At 61.9% G+C, this 23,088-nt stretch carries 22 protein-coding genes; 19 read left to right on the plus strand and 3 right to left on the minus strand.

Translation table 11 applies throughout. From position 1 onward, the window contains the following. Positions 1-58 precede the first annotated feature (58 nt). The 7 genes from repB (at position 59) to AC07ED_RS03630 (ending at position 8,187) form a co-directional block, all read left to right on the plus strand. On the plus strand, positions 59-1,027 hold the full coding sequence (repB, locus tag AC07ED_RS03600) for a plasmid partitioning protein RepB (protein WP_245918252.1): 969 nt from the start codon (positions 59-61) through the stop codon (positions 1,025-1,027). A gap of 210 nt (positions 1,028-1,237) precedes the next feature. Then, complete coding sequence (gene repC, locus AC07ED_RS03605; RefSeq protein WP_245918253.1) at positions 1,238-2,323, plus strand: plasmid replication protein RepC; 1,086 nt, start codon at positions 1,238-1,240, stop codon at positions 2,321-2,323. A 106-nt stretch (positions 2,324-2,429) separates the two neighbouring features. Continuing rightward, positions 2,430-4,598, plus strand: a complete 2,169-nt coding sequence (locus tag AC07ED_RS03610) for a ParB/RepB/Spo0J family partition protein (protein WP_105236774.1) — start codon at positions 2,430-2,432, stop codon at positions 4,596-4,598. A 99-nt stretch (positions 4,599-4,697) separates the two neighbouring features. After that, on the plus strand, positions 4,698-5,171 hold the full coding sequence (locus tag AC07ED_RS03615; RefSeq protein ID WP_074646410.1) for a hypothetical protein: 474 nt from the start codon (positions 4,698-4,700) through the stop codon (positions 5,169-5,171). 387 nt (positions 5,172-5,558) lie between these two features. Further along, positions 5,559-5,723, plus strand: a complete 165-nt coding sequence (locus AC07ED_RS03620) for a hypothetical protein (protein WP_008335988.1) — start codon at positions 5,559-5,561, stop codon at positions 5,721-5,723. 254 nt (positions 5,724-5,977) lie between these two features. Then, the gene (locus AC07ED_RS03625) at positions 5,978-7,030 is read left to right on the plus strand and encodes a hypothetical protein (protein WP_105236775.1); all 1,053 of its coding nucleotides are present in this window, start codon (positions 5,978-5,980) and stop codon (positions 7,028-7,030) included. A 752-nt stretch (positions 7,031-7,782) separates the two neighbouring features. Further along, entirely contained in the window at positions 7,783-8,187 is a 405-nt protein-coding gene (locus AC07ED_RS03630) for a single-stranded DNA-binding protein (protein ID WP_074646413.1), read from the plus strand. A 101-nt stretch (positions 8,188-8,288) separates the two neighbouring features. Here the strand turns inward: AC07ED_RS03630 and AC07ED_RS03635 are convergent, their stop codons facing one another. Continuing rightward, complete coding sequence (locus tag AC07ED_RS03635; RefSeq protein WP_107718007.1) at positions 8,289-9,362, minus strand: hypothetical protein; 1,074 nt, start codon at positions 9,360-9,362, stop codon at positions 8,289-8,291. A gap of 236 nt (positions 9,363-9,598) precedes the next feature. Here AC07ED_RS03635 and AC07ED_RS03640 point away from each other — a divergent pair, with 236 nt between their 5' ends. The 8 genes from AC07ED_RS03640 (at position 9,599) to AC07ED_RS03675 (ending at position 14,301) form a co-directional block, all read left to right on the plus strand. Continuing rightward, positions 9,599-10,798 carry a DUF932 domain-containing protein gene (locus AC07ED_RS03640; protein ID WP_074646415.1) on the plus strand — a complete coding sequence of 400 codons (1,200 nt, stop codon included), beginning with the start codon at positions 9,599-9,601 and terminating at the stop codon, positions 10,796-10,798. 123 nt (positions 10,799-10,921) lie between these two features. Beyond that, entirely contained in the window at positions 10,922-11,362 is a 441-nt protein-coding gene (locus AC07ED_RS03645) for a JAB domain-containing protein (RefSeq protein WP_074646416.1), read from the plus strand. 108 nt (positions 11,363-11,470) lie between these two features. After that, positions 11,471-11,989, plus strand: coding sequence for a DNA repair protein RadC (locus AC07ED_RS03650; protein ID WP_074646417.1), 519 nt, complete (start codon positions 11,471-11,473; stop codon positions 11,987-11,989). 101 nt (positions 11,990-12,090) lie between these two features. Further along, positions 12,091-12,582 (plus strand): DUF6878 family protein, encoded by a 492-nt coding sequence (locus AC07ED_RS03655; RefSeq protein ID WP_074646418.1) that lies wholly within the window; start codon positions 12,091-12,093, stop codon positions 12,580-12,582. A gap of 10 nt (positions 12,583-12,592) precedes the next feature. After that, entirely contained in the window at positions 12,593-12,970 is a 378-nt protein-coding gene (locus AC07ED_RS03660; RefSeq protein ID WP_074646419.1) for a DUF6915 family protein, read from the plus strand. A gap of 1 nt (position 12,971) precedes the next feature. After that, the gene (locus AC07ED_RS03665; RefSeq protein WP_074646420.1) at positions 12,972-13,169 is read left to right on the plus strand and encodes a hypothetical protein; all 198 of its coding nucleotides are present in this window, start codon (positions 12,972-12,974) and stop codon (positions 13,167-13,169) included. Positions 13,170-13,244: 75 nt separating this feature from the next. After that, on the plus strand, positions 13,245-13,664 hold the full coding sequence (locus AC07ED_RS03670; protein WP_074646421.1) for a hypothetical protein: 420 nt from the start codon (positions 13,245-13,247) through the stop codon (positions 13,662-13,664). Continuing rightward, positions 13,657-14,301 carry an antitoxin of toxin-antitoxin stability system gene (locus tag AC07ED_RS03675; protein ID WP_074646422.1) on the plus strand — a complete coding sequence of 215 codons (645 nt, stop codon included), beginning with the start codon at positions 13,657-13,659 and terminating at the stop codon, positions 14,299-14,301. The genes AC07ED_RS03670 and AC07ED_RS03675 overlap by 8 nt, the downstream gene beginning before the upstream one ends. A 55-nt stretch (positions 14,302-14,356) precedes the next feature. Here AC07ED_RS03675 and AC07ED_RS03680 read toward each other — a convergent pair whose 3' ends face one another. Together AC07ED_RS03680 and AC07ED_RS03685 are read right to left on the minus strand one after the other, a co-directional pair. Beyond that, positions 14,357-14,971 carry an Abi family protein gene (locus tag AC07ED_RS03680; RefSeq protein ID WP_245708041.1) on the minus strand — a complete coding sequence of 205 codons (615 nt, stop codon included), beginning with the start codon at positions 14,969-14,971 and terminating at the stop codon, positions 14,357-14,359. 361 nt (positions 14,972-15,332) lie between these two features. Beyond that, positions 15,333-15,629: a hypothetical protein gene (locus tag AC07ED_RS03685; protein ID WP_074646424.1), complete on the minus strand. Its 297-nt coding sequence runs from the start codon at positions 15,627-15,629 to the stop codon at positions 15,333-15,335. Between the two features lie 176 nt (positions 15,630-15,805). Here AC07ED_RS03685 and AC07ED_RS03690 point away from each other — a divergent pair, with 176 nt between their 5' ends. From AC07ED_RS03690 to AC07ED_RS03705, 4 genes are all read left to right on the plus strand, one after another. Next, positions 15,806-20,182, plus strand: a complete 4,377-nt coding sequence (locus AC07ED_RS03690) for a strawberry notch family protein (protein ID WP_074646425.1) — start codon at positions 15,806-15,808, stop codon at positions 20,180-20,182. 3 nt (positions 20,183-20,185) lie between these two features. Then, positions 20,186-21,217 carry a DUF7146 domain-containing protein gene (locus tag AC07ED_RS03695; protein WP_105236777.1) on the plus strand — a complete coding sequence of 344 codons (1,032 nt, stop codon included), beginning with the start codon at positions 20,186-20,188 and terminating at the stop codon, positions 21,215-21,217. Between the two features lie 365 nt (positions 21,218-21,582). Continuing rightward, positions 21,583-22,515: a DUF2493 domain-containing protein gene (locus tag AC07ED_RS03700; protein WP_105236778.1), complete on the plus strand. Its 933-nt coding sequence runs from the start codon at positions 21,583-21,585 to the stop codon at positions 22,513-22,515. Positions 22,516-22,599: 84 nt separating this feature from the next. After that, positions 22,600-22,872 carry a WGR domain-containing protein gene (locus tag AC07ED_RS03705; protein WP_009574187.1) on the plus strand — a complete coding sequence of 91 codons (273 nt, stop codon included), beginning with the start codon at positions 22,600-22,602 and terminating at the stop codon, positions 22,870-22,872. Positions 22,873-23,088: the final 216 nt, after the last annotated feature.

Consider the following 23,088-nt stretch of genomic DNA (forward strand, 5'->3'; position numbering starts at 1 on the left):
TGAACAGCGTTGCTGATGAGCTGGAGCAGACAATCCAAATGGCATGGGGGCGTCGCTGATGGCTCGAAATATCTTCAACCAACCACCGAAAGACGAAAAAGAGTCGGCAGCCCCCTCCCCTGCCCCGGTCAAATCCTCGAAGCTACCTGGCTCTGTTGGCGGATTGCGGGATTCTCTCCGGGAAATCACTGCCAACTCAATCCGAGATATCGAGCCCGACCGGATCGATATGGATGGTCTCCGGGATCGCCTGATCCTGGAAGATAGTAGCATTGAAGATCTCGCCGAAAGCATTCGCAAGCATGGTCAGCAAGTGCCGATCATGGTTCGCCCCTCTGACCAACCGGATCGATACCGCATCATCTACGGGCGTCGCAGACTTGCAGCCATTCGAAGAGTTGGTGGAACCGTCAAAGCGATCGTTCGAACGCTCGATGATGATGCTTCTCTGATCGCGCAAGGTCAGGAAAACAACCTGCGGCTGGATCCGTCCTTCATTGAAAAATCTCTTTTTATCAAAGAGATGCAAGAGGCCGGTTACAAGCCTGGCGTCATTCAGGACGCCCTAGGCCTCACCCGGCAAGGTGTGTCGAACCATCGTGTGGTCATCGAGCAGCTGCCTGACGAACTTGTCCGGCTTATCGGCCCGGCTCATGGCGTAGGTCGACGCCAATGGGGTGATCTTGCTGCACTTTCAGAGAAGGTTCCGCTTGTCGACATTGCGCGTGAGACACTTGCCTCTCTGCCTGACACCACTCCAAGCTCGGACAAGTTTCAAGCCGTCTATGTTGCTTGCTCCAGCAAGGCGCGTGGCGCAGCCAACCAAAGCGCCCGTGGCCAAACGACCGTGGTAAAGGACAATAGTGGTAGCCCTGTCGGCACACTTTCAGTCGATGGCAAGTCGATCGCTATCAAGATCACCCGCAAGGACAACCCGGAATTCGGCCAATGGCTCGAAGAGCGCGCGGAAACCACGCTGCGACAGCTTTTTGAACAATGGCAGAATGAGAGAGGCTCGGGGAGCTGATCCCCGGTCATAACCAAAAACACGAGCAGAGGAGAAAGGCGAAGACCAAAAAGAAAAGAGCCCCCCAAGGTTTCCCCCGGAGAGCCCTCATCATCTGATTAGCACCTGTGATGTAGCAATCTCCGACATACCGGTCAAGAGTCACCGATTCGGTGGACGTCTTTTTGTTGCCTTTTCTCGCCAAAAACAGCGGGAAGAGCCGGGGAAGTTGTGGGCCGCAACGGTCGTCGTTCAACAAACATGGCATTCACAAAGCTTTCCGTTCAGACCTTTGGCGTCGGCAAGGGCACCCCCGCCACGTCAACACCTGAGACCGACATCTGGGCAGTCTTCCGCGCGCTCAGAGATACTCGCAGCCTGTTCGGTCTCCGTCCAGGACATGTTCAAACGCTCCAAGCGATGCTGAGCTTTCTCAAGCCCGGGCATGGAGACACAGTCTTCGCTTCCAACGACGAGATCTGCCGTCGAGTTGGCGGGATCGATGAACGAACCCTCCGTAGGCACATCGATCGCTTTGTTGAACTCGGTTTCATGAAGCGCCACGACAGCCCAAATCGCAAGAGATACCGAGTGAAGTCCTCCGAAGGTCAGTCCATTAGCTATGGCTTGTCGCTGGCTCCGTTGCTCGCGCGTGCCGGCGAACTACTTGCGACAGCCCAAGCGATGGAAAACGCTCGTCGGGATCGCGTGTTTTTGCGAAAGCAAATCCTAACCAAACTTGCTCAGATCGACGAAGCTGACCCCGAGAACGAACTCACTCATCAGGTACGCCGAGTTCTTCGGAGGAAGCTCTCGATCGCGGAGTATCGTGCTTTGCTCGGCGAACTGGAGGCTCAATGCAAACAGATGTCCACCGCGGTGGACGCACCAGAAACAATGAAACTGCCCGCCAATGACGGGCAAACTGTCCGCCACCATTCTAAGTCTAAAAAAGAACAAAAAGATTTAGAAAGCGGGACCGACAGCGAAACACTTACCCTGAAAACGCTCACAACCGTTTGTGACCAAGCTACATCGTTCGCGACGAACTCACTTAGGAACTGGCACGATGTCGAAAGCCACGCGAGAACGCTCGCTCCAATGATGGGAATCCACGAAAGCACCTTCGAAAAGGCTGCTAGGAAAATAGGCTCTCAAAAAGCATCATGCGCCATCTTCATAATTCTCCAGATGAGCAATCGCATCCGAGACTTTGGAGCGTATTTCCACAGCATCACGCTCGGTCGCAGAGAAACTGACTTCAACCCATCACTGTTGTTGGAGAGGCTTTCTCGTTCTGGGGCAGCAACTGCGTGATGTCCACCGCGGTGGACATGTTGAGAGGTAGAGATGGGCTGTGAAAGGGGTGACGGGAAGTGAGATCGGAAGAGTGGCTTCCGGCGCCCGTCGTGGAGAAGATCTGATGGCGAAATCTGCCCAGAAAGTCACCCTGTCCCCGTCCCGGGACATTCCCTTCGACAAGCTCGTGCTGAGCCAGTCCAACGTCCGGCGCATCAAGGCCGGCATCTCGGTCGAGGAACTGGCCGAAGACATCGCCCGACGCGGGTTGCTGCAGAGCCTGAGCGTTCGGCCCGTTCTGGCGGAGGATGGGTCCGAGACCGGCAAGTTTGAAATCCCCGCTGGCGGTCGGCGCTTCCAAGCCCTGTCACTCCTGGTGAAGCAGAAGCGTCTGGCCAAGACGACGCCCATTCCCTGCATCGTACGGGATGCCACTTCTGCGATCCTCGCCGAAGACGACTCGCTCGCTGAGAACATGCAGCGCGCAGCCCTGCATCCTCTCGATCAGTTCCGCGCCTTCGTGGCGCTGCGGGAGAAGGGTCAAGGCGATGAAGAGATCGCAGCCGCCTTCTTTGTCACGCCGCAGGTGGTCAAACAGCGCCTGAAACTCGCCGCCGTGGCCCCTGCCCTGCTCGAGCTTTATGCCGAGGATGAAATGACGCTGGAGCAGTTGATGGCCTTCACGGTCAATCCGGATCACGAGCGTCAGATTCAGGTCTGGGAGGCGATCAAGTCGTCCTGGAACAAGGAGCCCTATCAGATCCGGCGCATACTGACGGAAACCTCGGTGCGGGCCTCCGATCGTCGTGCCGTCTTTGTCGGCGTCGATGCCTATGAGGCTGCTGGCGGCACCATGTTGCATGACCTCTTCCAGGGCGATGACGGGGGCTGGCTGGAAGACCCTGCCCTGCTCGATCGTCTGGTCAGCGAGAAGCTTCAGGCTGAAGCCGAAGTCATAGCGACCGAAGGTTGGAAATGGATCGAGGTCTCGCTCGACCTGCCCTATGGCTACAGCCACGGCTTGCGGCGTCTCAACGGAGACCCGGCGCCGATGACGGAGGACGAAGGCGCGGCCCATGCCAGGCTGCTTGCCGAATACCGAGCGCTCGAAGAGGAATACGAGGGCCAGGATGAATTCCCCGAAGAGATCGACGCGCGTCTTGGCGAGTTGGAAGTCGCGATGGAGAAGCTCGAGACCCGGCCGCTGATCTTCGACGCGGGGGAGATCGCGAGGGCAGGGGCGTTCGTGACGCTTGACCGTTATGGCGAGCTTGCCGTTTATCGGGGCTTTGTGCGGCCCGAGGATGAGCCAAAAACAGACGTCGACGTCCACAGCGGTGAACAGGCAGCAGACGGGCCGGGCGTGGAGCTTTCAACGGGGAGCAATGTGGACGGTATCGGCCACAGCACGGTGATCACCTCTGCTGGTCAAGCGCTTGGCGTCAACGTGCCCGACGACGAGGACGATGGTGCGTTGAAGCCCTTGCCTGAGCGGCTGGTCATGGAGTTGACGGCGCACCGGACAGTGGCACTGCGGGAAGCTGTCGGGCGCTCCCCCGACGTCGCGCTGACGCTGCTGCTCCTGAAGCTCGTGGGTGACACCTTCCAGACGTCCAGTTCGGCCGGCAGCTGCCTCGAGGCTTCGGTCCGTCACGTCTACATGTCGGCGCAGGCGAGCGATCTGAAGGACAGCGTGGTGGCCAAGCTGGTCGACGATCGCCACGCCGAGTGGGAGGCCGACTTGCCGCTCGGCGACGATGCCGCTCTCTGGGACTACCTGACCTCCCTTGATCAAGGGAGCCGGCTGTCGTTGCTCGCGCATTGCCTCAGCTTCGGGGTCAACGCGCTCCATGAGAAGGTGAACCCCTATGGTGCCGGTATCTCCGCCAGCGGGTTGACCAGGCGGATGACCCAGTCTGACTTGGTCGCCCAGGCGGTCGAACTCGACATGGTCGAGGCGGGTTGGCAGCCGACGGCCGATACCTACCTGAACCGCGTGCCCAAGGCCCGGATCCTCGAGGCCGTGCGTGAGGCGAAAGGGGAGGGGACGGCGCAACTCCTCGATCACCTGAAGAAGGGCGAGATGGCGAGTGAAGCCGAGCGTCTGCTGAAAGGCAGCGGCTGGTTGCCGGAGGTTCTGCGCCGTCACGATCTGGCAGCACTCGATGGCGCGGAAGGGCAGGGGGCGCCTGAGCTCGTTTCCGACGCTGAGCAAGCCGAAGATGTCGACCTTCCCGCCTTCCTCACCGCTGACCTGCCGAGCAATGAGGCATCGATGATAGCTGCGGAGTGATCTGCGCCATCCGAGGGCGGGGAAACCCGTCCTAGATCACATAAAATACAACAATATCAATATGATGAATGCAAAATCACGCATTCAGGATGAGGAATCATGTCTGCATCGACCATTCTCGACACCGCGCCGCTAGGGGCGCTCATTCGCTACACCGACAACAGTCCGAAACCACCTGCGCGTTTCACGAAGAAGCTCGCGGCCTGGGAACGCTCGAACGGCGTTGGCCGTCTCGTCAAGAAGGAGCCGCCGCGACCCTATCCGACCCGGGCGGCGCCGGCGTCGTTCACGCTGCACGAGGGGAACTTCTCTTCGGACGGAGTCATTCTCGTGACGATCATGCGAACGCATTCGGCTGACAGCGCCTTGACCTTCGAGGTCGCTGAGGAACCACAGCCCGGGCAGGTTCGCGTCCTTTTGGATTTCGGCGGTTGCACGGAGCTGCTCCACCTGGCCGAGTCTGTCACGGCTGCCGAGCTCTGGATCGCCAAAGAAGGCTATCGCAATGCGCGGCTGGAGATTGTCGGCGAAGAAGGCGCTGCTAGGGCAGGGGGCGCGGAGCTTGCCGCCTGAGCCTACGTAGAACCCACGGGGCCCGCCAAAGCGCGGGCCTCTCACCCATCACGACCCTGTCCCGCGAAATCGCGGAGCACCATAGGATCCAATCCAACACGGAAGGAGGTCTTCTACCAAATGTCTGCCGGGAGGCTGGCAGCGATAGCATCAGCGGGACACCCGGCTCCAGTCAGCGGTCGCACCATCCCCCGCTCGCCATTCCCTTCCTTGCCCCGAATCCAGTCTTCGAGATCAACCCGCGAGGGGTCGGACTACGGGCGAGCCCGTGCCGCCGGGTGGATTCGGACGAGCCGAACGCACCCGGTGATGTCAGCCAGTTTTCGGGCCAGCGGGGTCCTGTCGCGCGGGGGATGGTCCTCCGCCTCCAAGACAGGAGCCAAACAGATGTCCCGCAAAGATGCACATGCCTTCGCCGCCTCCCTCGCCGCCACGCTCATGGTTTCGATCGTCGTCTTCCAGGCAGGTGATGGAACCTTTGGCGCCGTCCCCGCCGATGAAATCGACGGAGACGAGGTACAGGTGGTGGGTGAGATCGACCCCTGGGCGTAACGCCCACGGGATCGAAGACGGCTCGGGTTCGGAGCAAGGCTCCGATCCGGGCCTTTCGCCTGTCCACCGTTCCGGCCGACCGGCAGAATGAGCCGACGATGGTCGGCATGCCTTTGCATTAAGAAAACAAGCTCGAGCGTTAGCCAATCTGGCTTTGCACAGACATCAGCGGTCAATTGCAGTGCAATGAATGCAGCTTGAACATCGTCAGGGTTCGTCGGACACTGCGTTGTATTTGGTTCGGGTCACGTCGCATGCTCTACAAATCATTGATTTCCTTATACGGTTCATCGCTTGCGGGTAAATCGGCTCCTGCTGACGACCTGGTTTGGCACTTTACGCCGTCCGAGGATCTGAGGCTTTTTCGCGAGTATGCGCTCGATGCCCTACAGCAGGCAAAAGTATACCTGCTCGACCATATGGCTGCAGCCTATGCCGATACGCTTCATGACGCAGTCGCCAAGCAGGCTTCGGAAACCGGTCTTCCCGCAATGGCCATTCTGGGTGAGGTAAAGCTCCCCGCCGACGTTGTTTGGGTCGAATTTGACGATCGAGAGCTGGGTGTCGCGCGCTTTGAACGGGCTTCACATGTAACGAGACATGACGACAAACCCATAGGCACTGGTCTACGCGGCTATCTCATCGATGATCGAAACAATGGCCACTTGCGCATCACGATGTTCCATCGCCGCGACAATTCGAGGGTCGTCGATCCAATCTGCGCTTTGCTCGTGAAGCGAACTCCGACAGGCGAGTTGAACTACGACAACGTCGAAATCGAGTTGAGCCGTTCCATGGTCGAATTCCGTGTGCGGAGCGGTGATACGATGGAAATGATCAACGGTCGGCGCACGGTGCACCAAGTTGAAACAGGCTACGATCTTTTCATCCCCTACGCGCTCTTTGCGATGCTGGTTTCCCCGGACTTGGGGGGCATCATTCCCACGGAACATGAGACGTTCACGGCCAAGGACGCAAAGACAGCTCGAAAGTTCGGGAAGTCCTGGATTCTGGGTGCGCAGAAATCCCATCTTACAATCCGCATTGGTCCGCAGGCCGCGGCTCACATGCAAGAGCGTCAGGCTCGCCTTGAGTTCGAGCGGCGGACTCAGGACGGACGCAACGGCCCTGTTCGCCATTGGGTGAGCGAACATGAGCGGCGCTATCGCAGCGGTAAGGTTGTCTTGGTGAAGGGGCACCACAGAGGGCAATTGCCTGCGCCCAATCTGCCAACGCGTGTGATGGGGCCAAAACCCGAGGCAACGATTTTCGAGTTAGACGCAGTTGATCCGTCCGACCCAGACTGAACCCGGAGTTTGCCGCGCGGTCATGTCGTCGGCCGTCAATCTATCGCCGCCACATCGACGAACTCCCGTAGTTTTCGGCCGTGACCTGACCAGGTCGGCGCCAAGAGCTCAGGGAGCCGGAAATCCAACAATGCTGGCGCGAAGCGGTATCCGCTCTCCCCGATCAGTTCGGCCAGGAAGTGGCCCATACCGTGGCGATGGCTTCCGCCTTGGTGCAACCTTTCACCATGCACCAATCCAAGACCGTGGAGAGTGCCCCGGCGACTTCCTTTTGCATTTTCTGTACGCGTTGAGCGACAGCGCCCCGAGATCGCAATCAGCTGTTGGGTGCGGTCCGTGTCCGGAATATTCCGGTATCGATAGCCCGTCGCAGCAAGGCCCTGCATTTCCCAACAGGTAAGGGCAGGGGGGCGAGAGCCGGTGATCGACAGTTGCGCCGCTGGTGGGGTGCAGGGCTTTGGGTCAAACAGTCCGATTGGCAAGGGGACATGGTCTGGCATGGGCTCCCCGCATCTCTCCGTCTCCTGGGCCATCCCTTCGACTGACAATCCCCTAATCCCGTTCGGTCTCCTGCGCGCAACCCCGCGTCAGTCCGGGCCGTGTTGGCCGCCTTTGGCGTCCTGCCCGCTCCACCCCGGTCGTCTGGGGGTGTCCGGTGTCCATGCTGTCCACCGTGCACGCGTCATCCGACGGGCTTTTTCAGGGTCTTGTCGAAGGGACGGTCCCGAAGACAGGACACACAGGAGCTTATCATGCAGAACATCGTCATCCTCGCCGGCAACATCGGTCAGACCCCCGAAGTCCGCACCACCCAGAGCGGCACCAAGATCACCAACTTCAGCCTCGCCACCTCGCGCCCCCGCCTCTCGGAAGGCCGTGTGATGCGCGACGAGAACGGCTACCGGGTCATGGACACCGAATGGCACCGCATCACCTGCTTCAACGGTCTCGGCAAGACGGTCTCTGAGCATTGCGAAAAGGGCATGAAGGTCCTCGTCCACGGCCGCATCCACTACACCAAGTGGATCGACAGCATGGGGAACGACCGCTACGGCTGCGAGATCATTGCCGAGAAGGTCGACTTCCTGAGCCGCCCGAAGTCGGCCGAGAACGAAAACCCCGAGCTGGTCGACCGCGACGACGAGATCCCGTTCTGAGGAACGGGGTCTCCCCCTCGGGCCCGGTGGGAAAACCCGCCGGGTTCGCTGCACTGCTACAATGTAGCTTCGAGCCCACTTTGGCCGATGATGCAATGCAGCTATCTGCCGAGCAGTGCACGCATTAACGGGTTCGTCATGGCAATGTCGGGCATGCTTTCCGATCGGTATGGAATATTGAATTTAATCAGGTCGTCGGACTCGCGCGACGCTTCGACACCAATGCTCTCAGCCATGTCCTCTAAGATATCGCCGATTGCCTCGAAGGCATCCAAATTCTTCCATCTCCCAAACTCGTTCCAAAGCGCCTCCTGCATTTCAATCAAGCGTTCGTAGAACGGAGAAAACCACCCAAACTCAGCCTCATCGGTGAGAGCAGGCGGATGCGTTTCCGGGGTTTCCTGCGCCGCTGCAGCACCCACAAAGTAAGATGAATACTTCAGCAGATCGCCGAGCTTCCCATATACTTCCCCTACAATCTGCCCAACATCCCCGTGGGTCCGATATGCCTTAATCAGCTCATAGCATTGGCCCCTGGTATCGCCCAACACCTTGACCAAGGTTTCGAGGTAACCCTCTACGGGATCATCTCCAATGGAGCCTGCGATGCGGCATACAGCATACTCATCCCACGTTGCCAGAATAACCTGCCAGCGCATGTTATCTAGGATATTGCTGTGTGTTTTCTGAAGAAGAAACCCGGGGAACGACTTGTCAAATGCTGCTGTCACCTCCACATGCGCGCATTCGTGTGCAATTAGGTGAAGTGATTGCCAAAAGTATTCGGTTTCCTCCCCAGGTCCTTCTAGGATGCTGAGCGCGTAGTTCGCGTTAAGTACTAGATGCGTTTTGATCACACCGTCGCGAATTACCGTGGGCGCCATTGCAACACCGATGGCGACACCTTTGGTGGCGGTGAGTGTGTAGGTTGTCTCATATCCACGATCAAGATCAGCCAGTGCTTCGTCGTAGTCGAAGGCGACCGTCACGCCATCCAGGTTGGTTAGGTCGATGGATTGGCTGATGACGCTGAGAACGGAATGCAACTTGTACATCGCCTCCTTGGCGTAGTCCTCGTCTGGAAACATTCTGGCGGAAAACTGAAGATCGCTCGGAATCGTAGTGCCTTGTGGCAGTTCGGCGGTCTTGCCCTCTTCATCCTGCAACTTGCTCACCTTTCACCCCCTAAGTCTGAGATTCCCACGCACATCTAGAGATGGACACATACTGCGCTGGTACAACCGAATCTGGGTAGGAAATTCGGCGATTGCGCAATCGCAGCGAGCGCCCGCTTCGTCCCGCATTGCCGCCGCTCGTGCCTCTTTTGAAGAGTGAGAGAAAGGCTGGTTGCTTTCGCGACAGGTTAAAGGCTGGGAGAGTGGCTCCCGGCGCCTGTCGCGGAGGAATGCCGATGGGCGTTGTTGAAGTTCTGGATCCGGTACAGCCGACGCGGGCTGGTGGCTGGAAGGTGGATGTGAGCCGGGGTGAGCGGAACGGGCGGGTGTCGTCCGAATGGTTCAACCGGCCCGATGACGAGCGGTATCTGTCGCTCGACGATCTCTGGGCGAGCGTGAAGGGTCGCTCCGAGCGCAGCCGCAGCCGCGTGGTGCAGACAGCGGACATCCGCGTCGAGGCCGCGCGCGACAGCGCCGAGCGATTGCACCTGGTCCTGCCGAAGGCGCATGAGCCGGTCGTGCCTACCCATTGGGCGTTTGGCCAGCTTGCCAGCATTGTCGGCGCTCCGGCCTCCTACCTGCGGCAGTTGCCCGCGCCGCTGGCGGGGATCAACCTGCAATACGGCCTGACCAACCACCGCGCCGAGCAGGTGAAGACTCTCGAGACGGAAGACGGCCAGACCGAACTGCGCGCCGTGACCGGTCCCGACTACGGCCGCATCCATGACTTCGAGCTTGTCGAGGCGGTGCAGCGCATCGCGGGCAATGGCACGGGCGATACGCGCTGGAAGGTGCCGGGTGTGCTCGACTGGTCGACCGGGGTCTACAACCCCGATGTCGAAATCAGCCGCGATACGACCACGCTCTACGCTTCGGACCGCGATGTCTTCCTGTTTCTGGTCGACGACCGCAATCCGATCGAGGCGGGCAAGTTGCCCGACGGCTCCCCCGATCTCTATTTCCGGGGCTTCTATTGCTGGAATTCCGAGGTGGGCGCGAAGACCCTCGGCATGGCGAGCTTCTACCTGCGGGCGGTGTGCCAGAACCGCAACCTCTGGGGCGTCGAGGACTTCCAGGAGATCAAGATCCGCCACTCGAAATACGCCGCTTCGCGCTTTGCCCATGAGGCGGCCCCGGCGCTGACGCGGTTTGCCAACTCCTCGCCGCAGGGCTTCGTGAATGGCATCAAGGCAGCACGGCAGCAGGTCGTGGCGCGCAGCGACGAAGACCGCGCGGATTTCCTGCGCAAGCGGGGCTTCTCGAAAGCGGAGTCGGGCAAGATCATCGAGAAGGTGCTGATGGAGGAAGGCCGCCCGCCCGAGAGCATCTTCGACTTCGTGCAGGGCATCACGCGGCTTGCGCGCGACAAGACCCAGCAGGATGCGCGCCTCGACATGGAAGGGCGCGCCAAGAAGCTCCTCGACCGGGTCGGCTGACGCGAAGCCCGGCACAGCGACCGCCTGCATCCGCGGCGGTCGCGTTTTCCTCTTCCACATGCACGCCACTGGCCCCGCCTCGAGAGGGCAGGGGCTTCGAGGTGGGCAACTCGCGAGACCTCCATGACCCCCCAGGAAAAAACCGTCATCCTCGAGGCCCGAGACATCCTCGGCCGTTATCTTAGCCAAAACCCCGTCATCGACAGCTGGCAGGGGCTTTTGGACTATTGCGCGCTTACCGTCCGCGGCCCGATCGAGCGATTTCACGTGCTCTATCTCGACCGCAAGAACCGCATCCTTGCCGATGAGCTCCTGTCGACCGGAACGGTCGATCACGTCCCGGTCTATCCGCGCGAGGTGATCAAGCGGGCGCTGATGCTGAACGCCAGCGCCCTGATCCTGATCCACAACCACCCATCGGGCGATCCAACGCCGTCCGAGTCCGATCTCAGCATGACGAAGGAGATCCAGAATGGCTGCAAGTACCTGGGCCTGACGTTGCACGACCACATCATCGTCGGCGCCGGGACGGAGCTGAGCTTGCGGGCCCTCGGCAAACTCTGAGGGCCCATCGGACCCATCACCGCCGCCCCTTCGAGGAAGAGGGCGGCGGTTTGGTTTTTGACGGATGAGGCGGGGAGAGAGGCTTCCCGCGCCGTCGGAGATACTCCCATGTTCGACCTGTACTTGCCCATCCACCCGACCGCCTTCGCGCGGGGCATCCCGCCACATTTTCCCTTGGGCGACACCGATCCCGATCATCCCTTCGCCCTGACACTGTCGCGCCGCGCACCGGCTGACCTCATGTCGGGCCGGGCCGCCCCGCTGGTCCTCGCCCGTTTCGCTTCGCTGGCCGAGGCCATGCAGGGCGCGATCGATCATGCCGAGGGGATCGACCCGGGTGCCGCACCCCAGCTTCTGGCAATCCTCGACCGCGACGCCCGCCTTGTGCTGGCCGGGGCCGCCAGTGATTACGCGGTCGCCTGGTGCCACCCGGTGACGAGCGCGGCCGAGGCGCGGGGCGTGGTGACCGAGGCGAGCCAGCTGCGCGCACAGGCGGGCCGAGCGGCCACCTGGGGTGAGCCCGATCTGGCGCAGCGGCTGCGCCACCGCGCCGATCTTCTGGATGCGCGGCTGGTCGATCCGCTCTGGCGCGGTTTCGCCGCCCGGGCGCTGCAGGTCGCGGCGTGAGGCCCGAGAGACAGAGGAGGGCAGGGAGGAATTGGAGTTGTTCCGGGTGAGAGAGAACGCCCGGGACAGCTCCGATCCCTTCCCTTGACCGGAGACACCCGATGACCCTGACCGAACCCTCCCTCACGCCGCCTATGGTGCCCCCGACCGTCGACATGGCGCAGATCATCGCGGCGCATGCCGAACGCACGGCTCGCATCGAAGCACTGCGCCCTGGCAACAAGGACCGCCTCTTCGACGGCCTCATGGCAGCCGGCATCACCCATGTCACCGTGACGTTCGATGGTGCCGGCGACAGCGGCCAGATCGAAAGCATCGGCGCATGGTCCGGTGATACCGCCGTCGATTTCCCCGCCACCGAAATCGAATACGCCGCGCTGACCTGGGACGACCCCGAGGTCGAGATGCGCAGCCTGTCGCTCGAGGATGTTGTCGAACAACTCGCCTACGACTTCCTCTCCGACACCCATGGCGGTTGGGAGAACAATGACGGCGCCTGGGGCGAGTTCTGCTTCGACGCCGCTGCCCGCTGCATCCATCTCGAGTTCAACGAACGGTTCACCTCGTCCGAACTCACCACCCATGATTTCTGAGGGGGCGGGTATGGCACATCCCTATCACCACGCCCTCTCCTCGGTGAAGAAATGGGGCGGCACGGTCGACGACTTCATCGCCGTGCATTCCTGGTTCGACCAGAGCAAGGAGATCACAGCCGACTTTCGGCACCGGGCGCTGCGCCACCATGCGGAGGGGATCTTCATGGCCGAGACGATTTTCGGGCAGACTCTCACGCTCTCGACCGGGCGCATCATCCCGACCCGCTGGGTCGGGGAACAGCATGTGAAGGAAGACCTCGGCTTCATCCCGAGCTTCGCCGACTGGGTAAAGGCGATCCGGCCCGAACCCTGGATGGGCCGGGCCGAGCGGATCGAGGCCCTGGTTGATCCGCATCTCGCCTCGCCCGTGGTCGAGGTCACCTGAGATGAGCGATCCAGCCTATCAGCGCCTCGGCCTGTCCGAAACGGCTTCGCCCTACGCCGTCCTGCGGGCGGCGGTCAGGGCGCTGCATCCCGACACGCGCGCCCTTCGCACCTTCCGGACGGCGCGCAAGCGCTTCTATAGGCAGATGCTCTGCGCGCATGCCGCGCGACAGGCGGCAGGCGACAGTCCTACCGGCTGATCGCCCCCAACCACCCCTTCATTCCAACACAACGCCCGGCCGCCCGGCCGGGTTTTCCTCATTCAGGAGGTCCCCATGGCGGATTACTTCACCCATTTCTCATGCCTGCTCGACGTCGGCACCCCCGACAAGGCTGCTCGTGCACTCGCGCTGTTCCAGAAACTGCGCGCAGCGGATCAGGACGCCGACGATCCGGAGGTGGCGGGTTTCACCCTCGTGCATCAGGACGCGCCCGAGGGCAGCACCCTCTGGATCCATGATGACGACGACGGCGATGTCGAAGCCGTCATCCGCTTCGTGCTCCGCCTTGCGGACGACCTCGATCTCACCGGGCTTTGGGGGTTCCAGCATGCCCTGACCTGCTCTCGGCCACGACTCGACGCCTTTGGTGGCGGCGCGCATGCCATCGATCTCAGCACGCGCAAATCCATCGGCTGGTCCAGCACGCAAGAATGGCTGGCCGCAGCATTGAACGGGGAGGGCATCGATGCCTGAGGTGATCTGCACCACCGTCTACCAGTTCCCCGAACTCTCGGATGCCGCCAAGGAGAAGGCGCGCAGCTGGTATCGCGAGCTTGGCCCCCATGACGATTGGTGGGACGCGGTCTATGAGGATTTTGAGCGGGTCTGCGAGATCCTCGGCATCCGCCTGAAAACCACACCCATCCGCCTGATGGGTGGCGGGACGCGGGCCAAGCCTTGCATCTGGTTCTCCGGCTTCTGGAGCCAGGGCGACGGGGCCTGCTTCGAGGGCTACTGGTCCCACGCCAAGGGCGCGGCCGCGCGCATCCGGGACTACGTACCCACGGACACGACGTTGCATGGCATCGCCGACCGGCTGCAGGCCATCCAGCGGCGGAATTTCTACCAGCTCGCCGCGGAGGCCAGCCACCGTGGCCGCTATTACCATGAATGTACCATGTCAATCGACGTCACGCGGGACAGCGCGACCTGGCAGCCGCCGACTGAGGACGCGGAAGAAGTCGTGACCGAGGCGCTGCGTGATCTGGCCCGCTGGCTCTACCGCCGGCTTGAGGCCGAATACGACCACCTCACTTCGGATGAGGCCATCGAGGAGGGGATCATCGTCAACGAGTATACGTTCACGGAAGGAGGGCGGCGGTTTGGGTGAGCTGATCTCGTTCCACGCAGACAAGCGGGGGCTAGGTGTTGTCAGTCGGCAATGCTCACGGCTTCTGCCGCACGACCGTCATGACCCGGGAATATTGTTTGATCCAGATGGCCTTATCTGGGCTCAACCATTTAATCAGTTCCATGATCTGACTATACTCAGCGGTGATATTTCGATGATGAATTGGTTCATGATGAAAGACGCGGTTGCGAAATTCACGGACATCGTCACAGCGCTTGTATAGTTGTGCATAGGAAACAGGCCCCGGCAGGTGAGGGAAGTCTCCATGCAGATTTGCCCAGAAGACGGGTTCGTGCCTTGGCAGCAGCATTTTCACCCAGAATCCAAAATTGAGCTCTGCGGTCATTCGCCCTGAGGTAACCGCGCCCGTTGTGACGAGCTTGTCGCGTGCTGTTTTTACTATGCGCTTGCCGCCGCTCTTGATCTGCAAGAGAAAGGCAGGGTCATCCCACCATTGCGGACCATAGAGCGCGATGAGGCGAGCGACGATTATGTTCCTTAGACTGACCTCGGCTGCGCTCAGTACAGGGAAGAAAGCCTCACTGAGCTGAATGTTCCAGCCATAGAGGGCGAGAGCGTGATCTGGATCGTGACCAGCAGCAATGAGGTACTTCGTGAGGCGTTCTTGAGAAATTATATTTGTTACCAAGTACTTAATGCTCCGATCGACTGTTCGCACGACTTTCACACTGCGCTTGACAGTCGTGCGAAGATACCCATATATGAGAGCAATCGAAGGCAAAGTCAGGCCTTCAAACCCTTAGAAGCCCGCGACAGCCGTTACAGGTCCTCGCGGGTTTTCGCTTTTTATACATCTACTTACGGAAATCCAAGAAGATTTGGCGAGGCAAACTCTCAGCCCAATATGGTGCGGTGGCGCTTGGTCATCCCACTATTCTGCTTCTAGTCGACCTTCACCAGGAATGGCTTTTCCAAGCTCAGAGTTATGACGTGTGAAGATACCGCAGGCCTGTGACCCCGTTCGTCGGGGGACGAGCGCCCCGTTCCTGTCACTTGTTCCCGTCGATCCACTTCGACATGAGCCCCTTGTCGCGGAAGCATTCGTCCGGAACGGCGCGCCTTTTGATCCGGGCGAGTTTCTCAGCGAAGGCCACCTGCTTGGACGTGGGCAGCCGGTCCATGTCCGATACCGGTTTCATCTGGGCCTGAGCCTCGATCCAAGCGCTCAAAGATCGCCGGTCTTGCTGAACCTCCCAGGGCAGGAGCGTTCGGTTGCGCAGGGCGAGCGACCGCGCATAGGCAATCTGCTTGGGCGTTACGGGCAGGGCGTGCTTGGTGCTTTCCATTGTGGAACCCCCTTTCTGGCTTGGTTCTAAAATAGAACATAACAAGAACAAAATCAAGCCAAGCGTCGGGAACACCTTGGTGCGAGAGGGAGAGAGGGGCCGGGAAAGATCAGGTCCGAGGCTGCCCGAGATAGGGTGTCCGGGCCTGATCCTGTCCTTCATTCCGGAGTTTCCCGATGACCCATCTTGCCCCTGTTGCGCAGGCGTCCTTGCCTGCGCCCGTTGTTCCGTTGGCAGCAAATCCTGCCCCTGCGATCGTTGCTGTTGCCGAAGCGCTGCAGCCCGATCTGGCGCAAGGACTTCAGATCGACGCGCTGCACCTGCGCCGCGAGATGGAACATGCCTTTGGCGGTTCCGATGCGACCGGTGCCTGGGACTGGAAGCTCGCCTATGAGGCGGGTGAGGTGGCGCAGATCCTCTTTCTGCAAAAGTTCGGTCGGGCGCTGCTTGCGCGTGCCGGCTCGCCTGCGGCGCTCTTGCCGATCCTCGCCAAGGTGGCAGGCCTCTTACCCACGCACACCCGGCGGTCGGAAGAGATGGAGCGCTTTCAGCAATTCTCGACGCCGCTGCCTATGGGGCTCACGGCTGTGGCGGCAGCACAGCTCACGCCCCGAGATCTCGTCCTCGAGCCGTCGGCCGGGACCGGGCTTCTGGCGATCCTCGCCGAGATCGCCGGCGGCACTCTGGCTCTGAACGAGTTGGCGGACACCCGCGCCGACCTTCTTCGGCTGCTTTTCCCGGGTCGCCCCGTCACCCGGTTCGATGCCGCGCAGATCGATGATCATCTCGGCGAAGAGACCCGCCCGAGCGTCATCCTGATGAACCCGCCCTTCTCGGCCCAAGCCAATGTCGATGGTCGGTCGACCGAGGCGACGGCCCGGCATCTGCGCTCGGCCCTCGCGCGTCTGGCCCCCGGCGGACGGCTCGTCGCCATTACCGGAGCTGGTTTCGCGCCGGATGCGCCTGCCTGGGCCGAGACCTTCGGCCGTCTGACCGAGACCGCGCATCTGGTGTTCTCCGGCGCGGTGTCGGGCGCAGCTTTCGCCAAGCACGGCACCAGCTTCGAGACGCGGATTTCTGTCTTTGACAAATGCCGCGGCGGTGAGCCGGGCGGCACCACCGCAGACCTGCGCCAGCCCACGTCCCCGGACGTGGCACATCTGATGTCTCGGGTCACTGCCGAGGTCCCGCCGCGCCTGGAGCTTGATCCGGCAGCTACCGTGAGTCTGGGCCACACTTCCCTCTTCCCGGGAAGTCCTGCCCCGACCCCCCGCAAACCCGTCAGCCGATCCCGCGCGACCTCCGCAGCTCAACCGGCGAAATCAGACATACCGATCGAGGTCGAAGACCTAAACTACGCGCTTCGCGACGTCGCCGGGGACGAAGATGCCGCACGGCTGTCCGACGCGATCTACGAGACATTCCGTTTGCAGGCTATCGACATCCCAGACGCCGCATCGCACCCGACCAAGCTTGTGCAATCGGCGGCCATGGCCTCTGTCGCACCGCCGAAACCCACGTACCGCCCCAAGCTGCCCCCGGCCATCCTGCGTGACGGCCTGCTGTCAGACGCGCAGCTCGAGACCGTCATCTACGCGGGGGAGGCGCATGGCGCGCATCTCACTGGGTCTTGGACCGTCGATGAGACCGGTGACGTGGTCTCCGCTGCACCGGACGATGCCGCTGACGCCGTCCGCTTCCGCCGCGGCTTCTTCCTCGGCGATGGCACCGGAGCGGGCAAGGGCCGCCAGTCGGCTGGGATCCTGCTCGACAACTGGTGCCAAGGCCGCCGCAAGGCGCTCTGGATCTCGAAGAGCGACAAGCTTCTGGAGGATGCGCAGCGCGACTGGTCGGCGCTTGGCCAGGAGCGGCTTCTGGTGACGCCGCTGTCGCGTTTCGCACAAGGGCGCGACATCCCTCTGACCGAGGGCATCCTCTTCACCACCTATGCGACGCTGCGCTCCGAAGAGCGGGCGGCCAAGAAATCCCGCGTCGACCAGATCGTCGACTGGCTCGGGGCGGATTTCGACGGGGTGATCCTCTTCGACGAAAGCCATGCTATGGCGAATGCCGCCGGGGGCAAAGGCGAGCGGGGCGATACCATGGCATCGCAGCAGGGCAGGGCGGGTCTGCGCCTGCAGCACAAACTTCCGAATGCCCGCGTGGTCTATGTCTCGGCCACGGGCGCGACGACGGTCCACAACCTCGCCTACGCGCAGCGTCTCGGGCTCTGGGGCGGGGAGGATTTCCCCTTTCAGACCCGGTCGGAATTTGTGGAAGCCATTGAGGCTGGCGGTGTCGCGGCGATGGAGGTTCTTGCCCGCGACCTCCGGGCGCTCGGTCTCTACACGGCGCGGTCGCTGTCCTATGACGGTGTCGAATACGAGATGCTCGAACATGCGCTCAGCCCCGAGCAGCGCGGCATTTACGATGCCTATGCCGGGGCCTTCGCCATCATTCACAACAACCTGATCGCGGCGTTAGATGCGGCGAACATTTCTGGCGAGAGCGGCACGTTGAACCGTCAGGCGAAATCCGCCGCGCGGTCAGCCTTCGAGAGCGCCAAACAGCGCTTCTTCGGCCATTTGCTCACCTCGATGAAGACCCCCACGCTGATTGCATCCATCGATGCCGATCTGGCTGCGGGTCATGCGGCGGTCATCCAGATCGTCTCGACGGGCGAGGCACTGATGGAACGCCGCCTGACGGATATCCCGACTGACGAATGGAACGATATCCGTTGTGACATCACCCCCAGGGAATACGTCCTGGACTACCTTGCCCATTCCTTCCCGGTGCAGCTCTACGAGCCTTTCACCGACAGCGAAGGTAATCTTTCGTCGCGCCCCGTCACGCGAGACGGCCAACCGGTCGAATGCCGCGAGGCCGTCCGACGGCGCGATGCGCTGATCGAGAAACTGGCTTCGCTTCCGCCCGTGCCGGGCGCACTCGACCAGATCGTCCAGCGCTTCGGCACCGACCTCGTCGCCGAGGTCACGGGCCGGTCGCGCCGTATCGTGCGCAAGGGCGAAGGAAGTGCTGCGCGCCTCGTCGTGGAAAATCGGGCGGTCTCGGCCAACCTCGCGGAAACCGCCGCCTTCATGGATGACGAAAAGCCTATCCTGATCTTCTCGGATGCCGGGGGCACCGGGCGCAGCTACCACGCCGATCTCGGGGCGAAGAACCAGCGCTTGCGGGTCCACTACCTCCTGGAACCCGGCTGGAAGGCAGATGCGGCGATCCAGGGCCTCGGGCGCACCAACCGCACCAATCAGGCGCAGCCGCCGCTGTTCCGGCCGGTCGCCACCGATGTGAAGGCGGAAAAGCGGTTCCTCTCGACCATCGCGCGTCGTCTCGACACGCTTGGCGCGATCACCCGCGGCCAGCGCCAGACTGGCGGGCAAGGGTTGTTCCGACCCGAGGACAACCTCGAGTCGCCTTACGCCCGTGATGCTTTGCGCCAACTCTACCGCCGCATCTATCGTGGCGATGTCGTTGGCTGCTCGCTCGGGGCGTTTGAGGACGCGACAGGTCTCAGCCTGACCGACGACAACGGGCTAAAAGACGACTTGCCGCCGATCACGACTTTCCTCAATCGCCTGCTGGCGCTGACGATCGACATGCAGGCCGTGCTGTTCGCGGCCTTCGAGGAGCTGCTCGATCAGCGAATTGCGGGTGCTATCGCCGCCGGGGTCTACGATCTCGGGCTCGAGACACTCCGTGCCGAGAGCTTTCGAGTGACCGACGCACGTGTCATCTACGCCCATCCCGGCTCCGGCGCAGAAACCCAGCTTCTCACCATCGCGGAGAAACGCCGCAACACGCCGACCTCGCTCGCGGATGCGTTCGACTGGCTGGATGACCCGAAGGCGCGGTGTCTCATCAACAGCCGCTCGGGCCGGGCTGCCGTGCAGGTTCCCGCCACTAGTCACATGCTGGACGATGGGACCATCGAGCCGCGCCTGCGCCTGATCCGCCCGCTTGATGCCAGCACGGTCCCGGCCAAGGTCATGGAGGACACCCACTGGCTCGAGGCCGACCGCGCGGCCTTCACTGCGGCGTGGACTGCGGAACTGGCCGAGGTGCCGGAGTTTTCGGGCTCCACGCTGCACATCGTGGCAGGTCTGCTGCTGCCGATCTGGAAGCAGCTTCCCCAGGATGAAACCCGGGTCTATCGCCTGCAGACCGATGACGGGCAGCGCATCATCGGCCGCCGCGTCTCGCCTGCCTGGGTCGCGACCACGCTGGCCACCGATGCGCCCAAGCTCTCGGCCGCTCAGATCCATGCCCTCGTTCTGGAGGGCAAGACCGTGGTGTGCCTGTCCGAAGGGATGGAATTGTACCGCTCGCGCGTCATGGGCGCGAACCGGATCGAACTGTCGGGCTTCTCGGAGGCAGCCAAGGATCGGCTCAAGGCCGATGGCTTCTTCTCGGAGATTATCAGTTGGAAGCTTCGGCTGTTTTGCCCGACCGACGCCGATGGCATCGCGATACTGGATCGTCTGCTTGCACGTTGTCCTGTTGCAAGGCTACATGATCGCGGAGGTTGTTGACCCATGTATTCCGAGACCGAAGACCTCGTGCGCGATCTGGCAGAAAATGCCGAAGGCGTCTGTCGTGCCTACCTTCCCGCCGGACGGCGGGAAGGATCCTACTGGATCGTCGGCGATCTGCAGAACAACCCCGGCCGGTCGCTCTTCGTGCGGTTGACGGGCCCTGCGTCGGGACGAGGGGCAGCGGGCAAGTTTATGGATGGGGCCACAGGCGAGCATGGCGATCTCCTGGACATCATCCGCGCCCGGACGGGGATCACGCGCTTCCCCGACCTTCTCGCCGAGGCCCGAGCGCATCTTGGCCGTCCGCAGCCGGTCGTCCCGGATAGGCAAGAGCCGAGGAAGGCTAAGGCGCCCGGTGGCACTCCTGCGGCGGCGGCGCGTTTGTTCGCGGCCTCGAACCCGATCACAGGCACGCTTGCTGAGACCTACCTCCGTTCCCGAGGCATCACCCAATTCGGGGCGAACGGCGCCTTACGCTTCCACCCGAAGTGCTGGCATCGGGAAGAGGGGCAGACCCGGAGTATCCCCAGACCTGCGATAATCGCGGCGGTCACCGATGGGGCAGGGGCCGTTCAGGGCGTGCATCGCACCTGGTTGGCCGCTGACGGGCAGGGGAAGGCGGCAGTGAAGCCAGAGCGTCGGGCTATGGGTCACCTCCTCGGCAATGCTGTCAGGCTGACCCCGCAGGATGACATCCTCGTCATCGGCGAAGGCATCGAGACCATGCTGTCCCTGTCCGAGGCGTTCCCAGGTCTGCCCGTCTGGGCGGCACTCTCTTCGGGTCACCTCGGGGCGGTCCTGCTGCCAGCGGGGCTGAAGCGCCTCTACATCGCGATCGATCGCGATCCGGCCGGGCATCGCGCGGCAGAGAAGTTGAGCGCCAGAGCCTCCGAGGTCGGGGTGCGCGTGCGGGTGCTGGAACCGCGGCTCGGGGATTTCAACGATGATCTTCGGGCGAACGGCAAGGACGCGCTGCGCCAGCATCTGGCAGGTCAGATCGGGCCAGAGGATCGGCATCGCCTATTGGGCTGAGCTGCATCGCGCAGGGGGGGGCTGGGAGTGCGGGGCAGGAGGCAGCATCCCAGTCGTGGCACTGGATCGTCGTCCTCACCCCATCCCGGTCCTTGCGCATCCACCCGTCAGCCCTGCGCGGCCTTCAAGAGATGGGCAGGCCGTCAAAGCGTTTGCCCCTGCAAGGTCGGCAGGGAACCTATTTCCGCCGGCGGCAAAGCCGCCTTTGCATCGCGAGACAAATAGCTTCCCTGCCGACCTCCTCCACGCTGTTCCGGCCCCGGTGAAGCCGGGGTGAAGGGGCAACCGCTCCGACGGCTCGGGTCTGCCCATGAAGGCCGCGCGGGATGACGCGCGGACGAGACAGGCCCGGAGGCAAGAAACCGATGACGATCCAGACCCACGACGACGCGTATGAACCCGCCCATAGCGCATCCCAGACCGCCCATGCGCTCGACGAGCTTCAGCTCTATGGCTATCGCCCCTTTGACGAGCCCGATCCGCGCCCGATGCCCGATGGGCAGCGCCTCGCCGTCGCCGTCGCCGACATCTTCGACGCCCTCGTCGCGACCCTGGAAGACACCCGTATGGAACCCGACCTCGAAGAGGTGCTCTGGGGCCAGGTCAACCTCTTCCACCGCGCCACGGCCCGGATCGAGCGGACGCTCGATGAGAACGAGCAGGCGCAGCGCCGCCTCCAGCGCGAGCAGGACGGCTCCGAAGTGAAGTCCGTCGAACTCGAGCGCCTGACGGCCGAAGGCCTGACTCTCGTTGAACGGCGCAACTGCATGGACATGATGCGCGATCACGCCGCCACCGAGTTCGTCCATCACACGGGATCGACCTGGCGCCCCCGCACCGGCTCGATGGTGAACCGCCAGCACATGACCGCATCGCTCATCGACAGCCGCGACTTCCTGGCCGCCAAGCGCCGCGCCGAGACCGAGGTAATGCTTCCCGCTGGTCCCAAGGTCGCCCTCACCGGCGGGACCGACTTCAATGATCACCGCCTGATCTGGGGTAAGCTCGACCAGGTCCGGACCAAGTATCCAGACATGGTCCTCCTGCACGGTGGAAGCCCCAAAGGCGCAGAACTCATCGCCGCCAAATGGGCAGAGTCTCGGGGCGTGACGCAGGTCGCCTTCAAGCCTGACTGGACCAAGCACGCCAAGGCCGCGCCCTTCAAACGAAACGATGCGATGCTGGATGTGCTCCCGGTCGGGGTCCTTGTCTTCCCCGGCACCGGTATCCAGGAAAACCTCGCCGACAAGGCCAAGAAGCTCGGCATCCCGGTCATGAAGTTCGAGAAGGGGGCGTGAGCCCCCGACTTCAATCCGGCACAGAACATTGTGGAAACGTCGAAGAGCGCTTGATATTGTGGTCCGGAGAGAGGCGCCAACAACATGTTCGACATATCGCAGCAAATGGAAGTGTTCCCGACAACGGTCGATCTCAAGCGGATCGACCCGTCTCTCAACATGCGGCGCTTCTATCGAATGAGCGTTCAGCCGGACCTGTTTGGCGGCGCATGCCTTGTGCGGGAATGGGGCCGTATCGGGTATAGAGGGCAGATGCTAATCGAACAGCATGATGACGAGGGCAGGGCGGTCAACGCTCTGATGAAGCTGTCGGCGACGAAGCAGCGGCGGGGCTACAAATTATTGGGCGAAATTTGAAGAAGCGGCCCGATGCAGCCACTGACCTTGAACTCAAACGCTGCACTGTCATTTCCCAAGAGATGTATTGCTTTGAAGCGATATGCGAAAGGCTGTGAACGTGAAGCGCAAGCCGACCAAGCACGTGATCTAGAGCAGGAGCGGCAGGTGTACGAACGCATGCTTGAGAGACAGTCTGAGGCATCTCGTCAATACAGCGTGGGTAAATTTAAGTCA

The organism is Aestuarium zhoushanense, from assembly GCF_056431045.1.

What these genes read in the sequence shown, in the direction of transcription:
- repB (WP_245918252.1), top strand. Translation starts at nt 59, where the DNA reads ATGGCTCGAAATATCTTCAACCAACCACCGAAAGACGAAAAAGAGTCG.
- AC07ED_RS03610 (WP_105236774.1), top strand. Translation starts at nt 2,430, where the DNA reads ATGGCGAAATCTGCCCAGAAAGTCACCCTGTCCCCGTCCCGGGACATT.
- AC07ED_RS03615 (WP_074646410.1), top strand. Translation starts at nt 4,698, where the DNA reads ATGTCTGCATCGACCATTCTCGACACCGCGCCGCTAGGGGCGCTCATT.
- AC07ED_RS03620 (WP_008335988.1), top strand. Translation starts at nt 5,559, where the DNA reads ATGTCCCGCAAAGATGCACATGCCTTCGCCGCCTCCCTCGCCGCCACG.
- AC07ED_RS03625 (WP_105236775.1), top strand. Translation starts at nt 5,978, where the DNA reads ATGCTCTACAAATCATTGATTTCCTTATACGGTTCATCGCTTGCGGGT.
- AC07ED_RS03630 (WP_074646413.1), top strand. Translation starts at nt 7,783, where the DNA reads ATGCAGAACATCGTCATCCTCGCCGGCAACATCGGTCAGACCCCCGAA.
- AC07ED_RS03640 (WP_074646415.1), top strand. Translation starts at nt 9,599, where the DNA reads ATGGGCGTTGTTGAAGTTCTGGATCCGGTACAGCCGACGCGGGCTGGT.
- AC07ED_RS03645 (WP_074646416.1), top strand. Translation starts at nt 10,922, where the DNA reads ATGACCCCCCAGGAAAAAACCGTCATCCTCGAGGCCCGAGACATCCTC.
- AC07ED_RS03650 (WP_074646417.1), top strand. Translation starts at nt 11,471, where the DNA reads ATGTTCGACCTGTACTTGCCCATCCACCCGACCGCCTTCGCGCGGGGC.
- AC07ED_RS03655 (WP_074646418.1), top strand. Translation starts at nt 12,091, where the DNA reads ATGACCCTGACCGAACCCTCCCTCACGCCGCCTATGGTGCCCCCGACC.
- AC07ED_RS03660 (WP_074646419.1), top strand. Translation starts at nt 12,593, where the DNA reads ATGGCACATCCCTATCACCACGCCCTCTCCTCGGTGAAGAAATGGGGC.
- AC07ED_RS03665 (WP_074646420.1), top strand. Translation starts at nt 12,972, where the DNA reads ATGAGCGATCCAGCCTATCAGCGCCTCGGCCTGTCCGAAACGGCTTCG.
- AC07ED_RS03670 (WP_074646421.1), top strand. Translation starts at nt 13,245, where the DNA reads ATGGCGGATTACTTCACCCATTTCTCATGCCTGCTCGACGTCGGCACC.
- AC07ED_RS03675 (WP_074646422.1), top strand. Translation starts at nt 13,657, where the DNA reads ATGCCTGAGGTGATCTGCACCACCGTCTACCAGTTCCCCGAACTCTCG.
- AC07ED_RS03685 (WP_074646424.1), bottom strand. Translation starts at nt 15,629, where the DNA reads ATGGAAAGCACCAAGCACGCCCTGCCCGTAACGCCCAAGCAGATTGCC.
- AC07ED_RS03690 (WP_074646425.1), top strand. Translation starts at nt 15,806, where the DNA reads ATGACCCATCTTGCCCCTGTTGCGCAGGCGTCCTTGCCTGCGCCCGTT.
- AC07ED_RS03695 (WP_105236777.1), top strand. Translation starts at nt 20,186, where the DNA reads ATGTATTCCGAGACCGAAGACCTCGTGCGCGATCTGGCAGAAAATGCC.
- AC07ED_RS03700 (WP_105236778.1), top strand. Translation starts at nt 21,583, where the DNA reads ATGACGATCCAGACCCACGACGACGCGTATGAACCCGCCCATAGCGCA.
- AC07ED_RS03705 (WP_009574187.1), top strand. Translation starts at nt 22,600, where the DNA reads ATGTTCGACATATCGCAGCAAATGGAAGTGTTCCCGACAACGGTCGAT.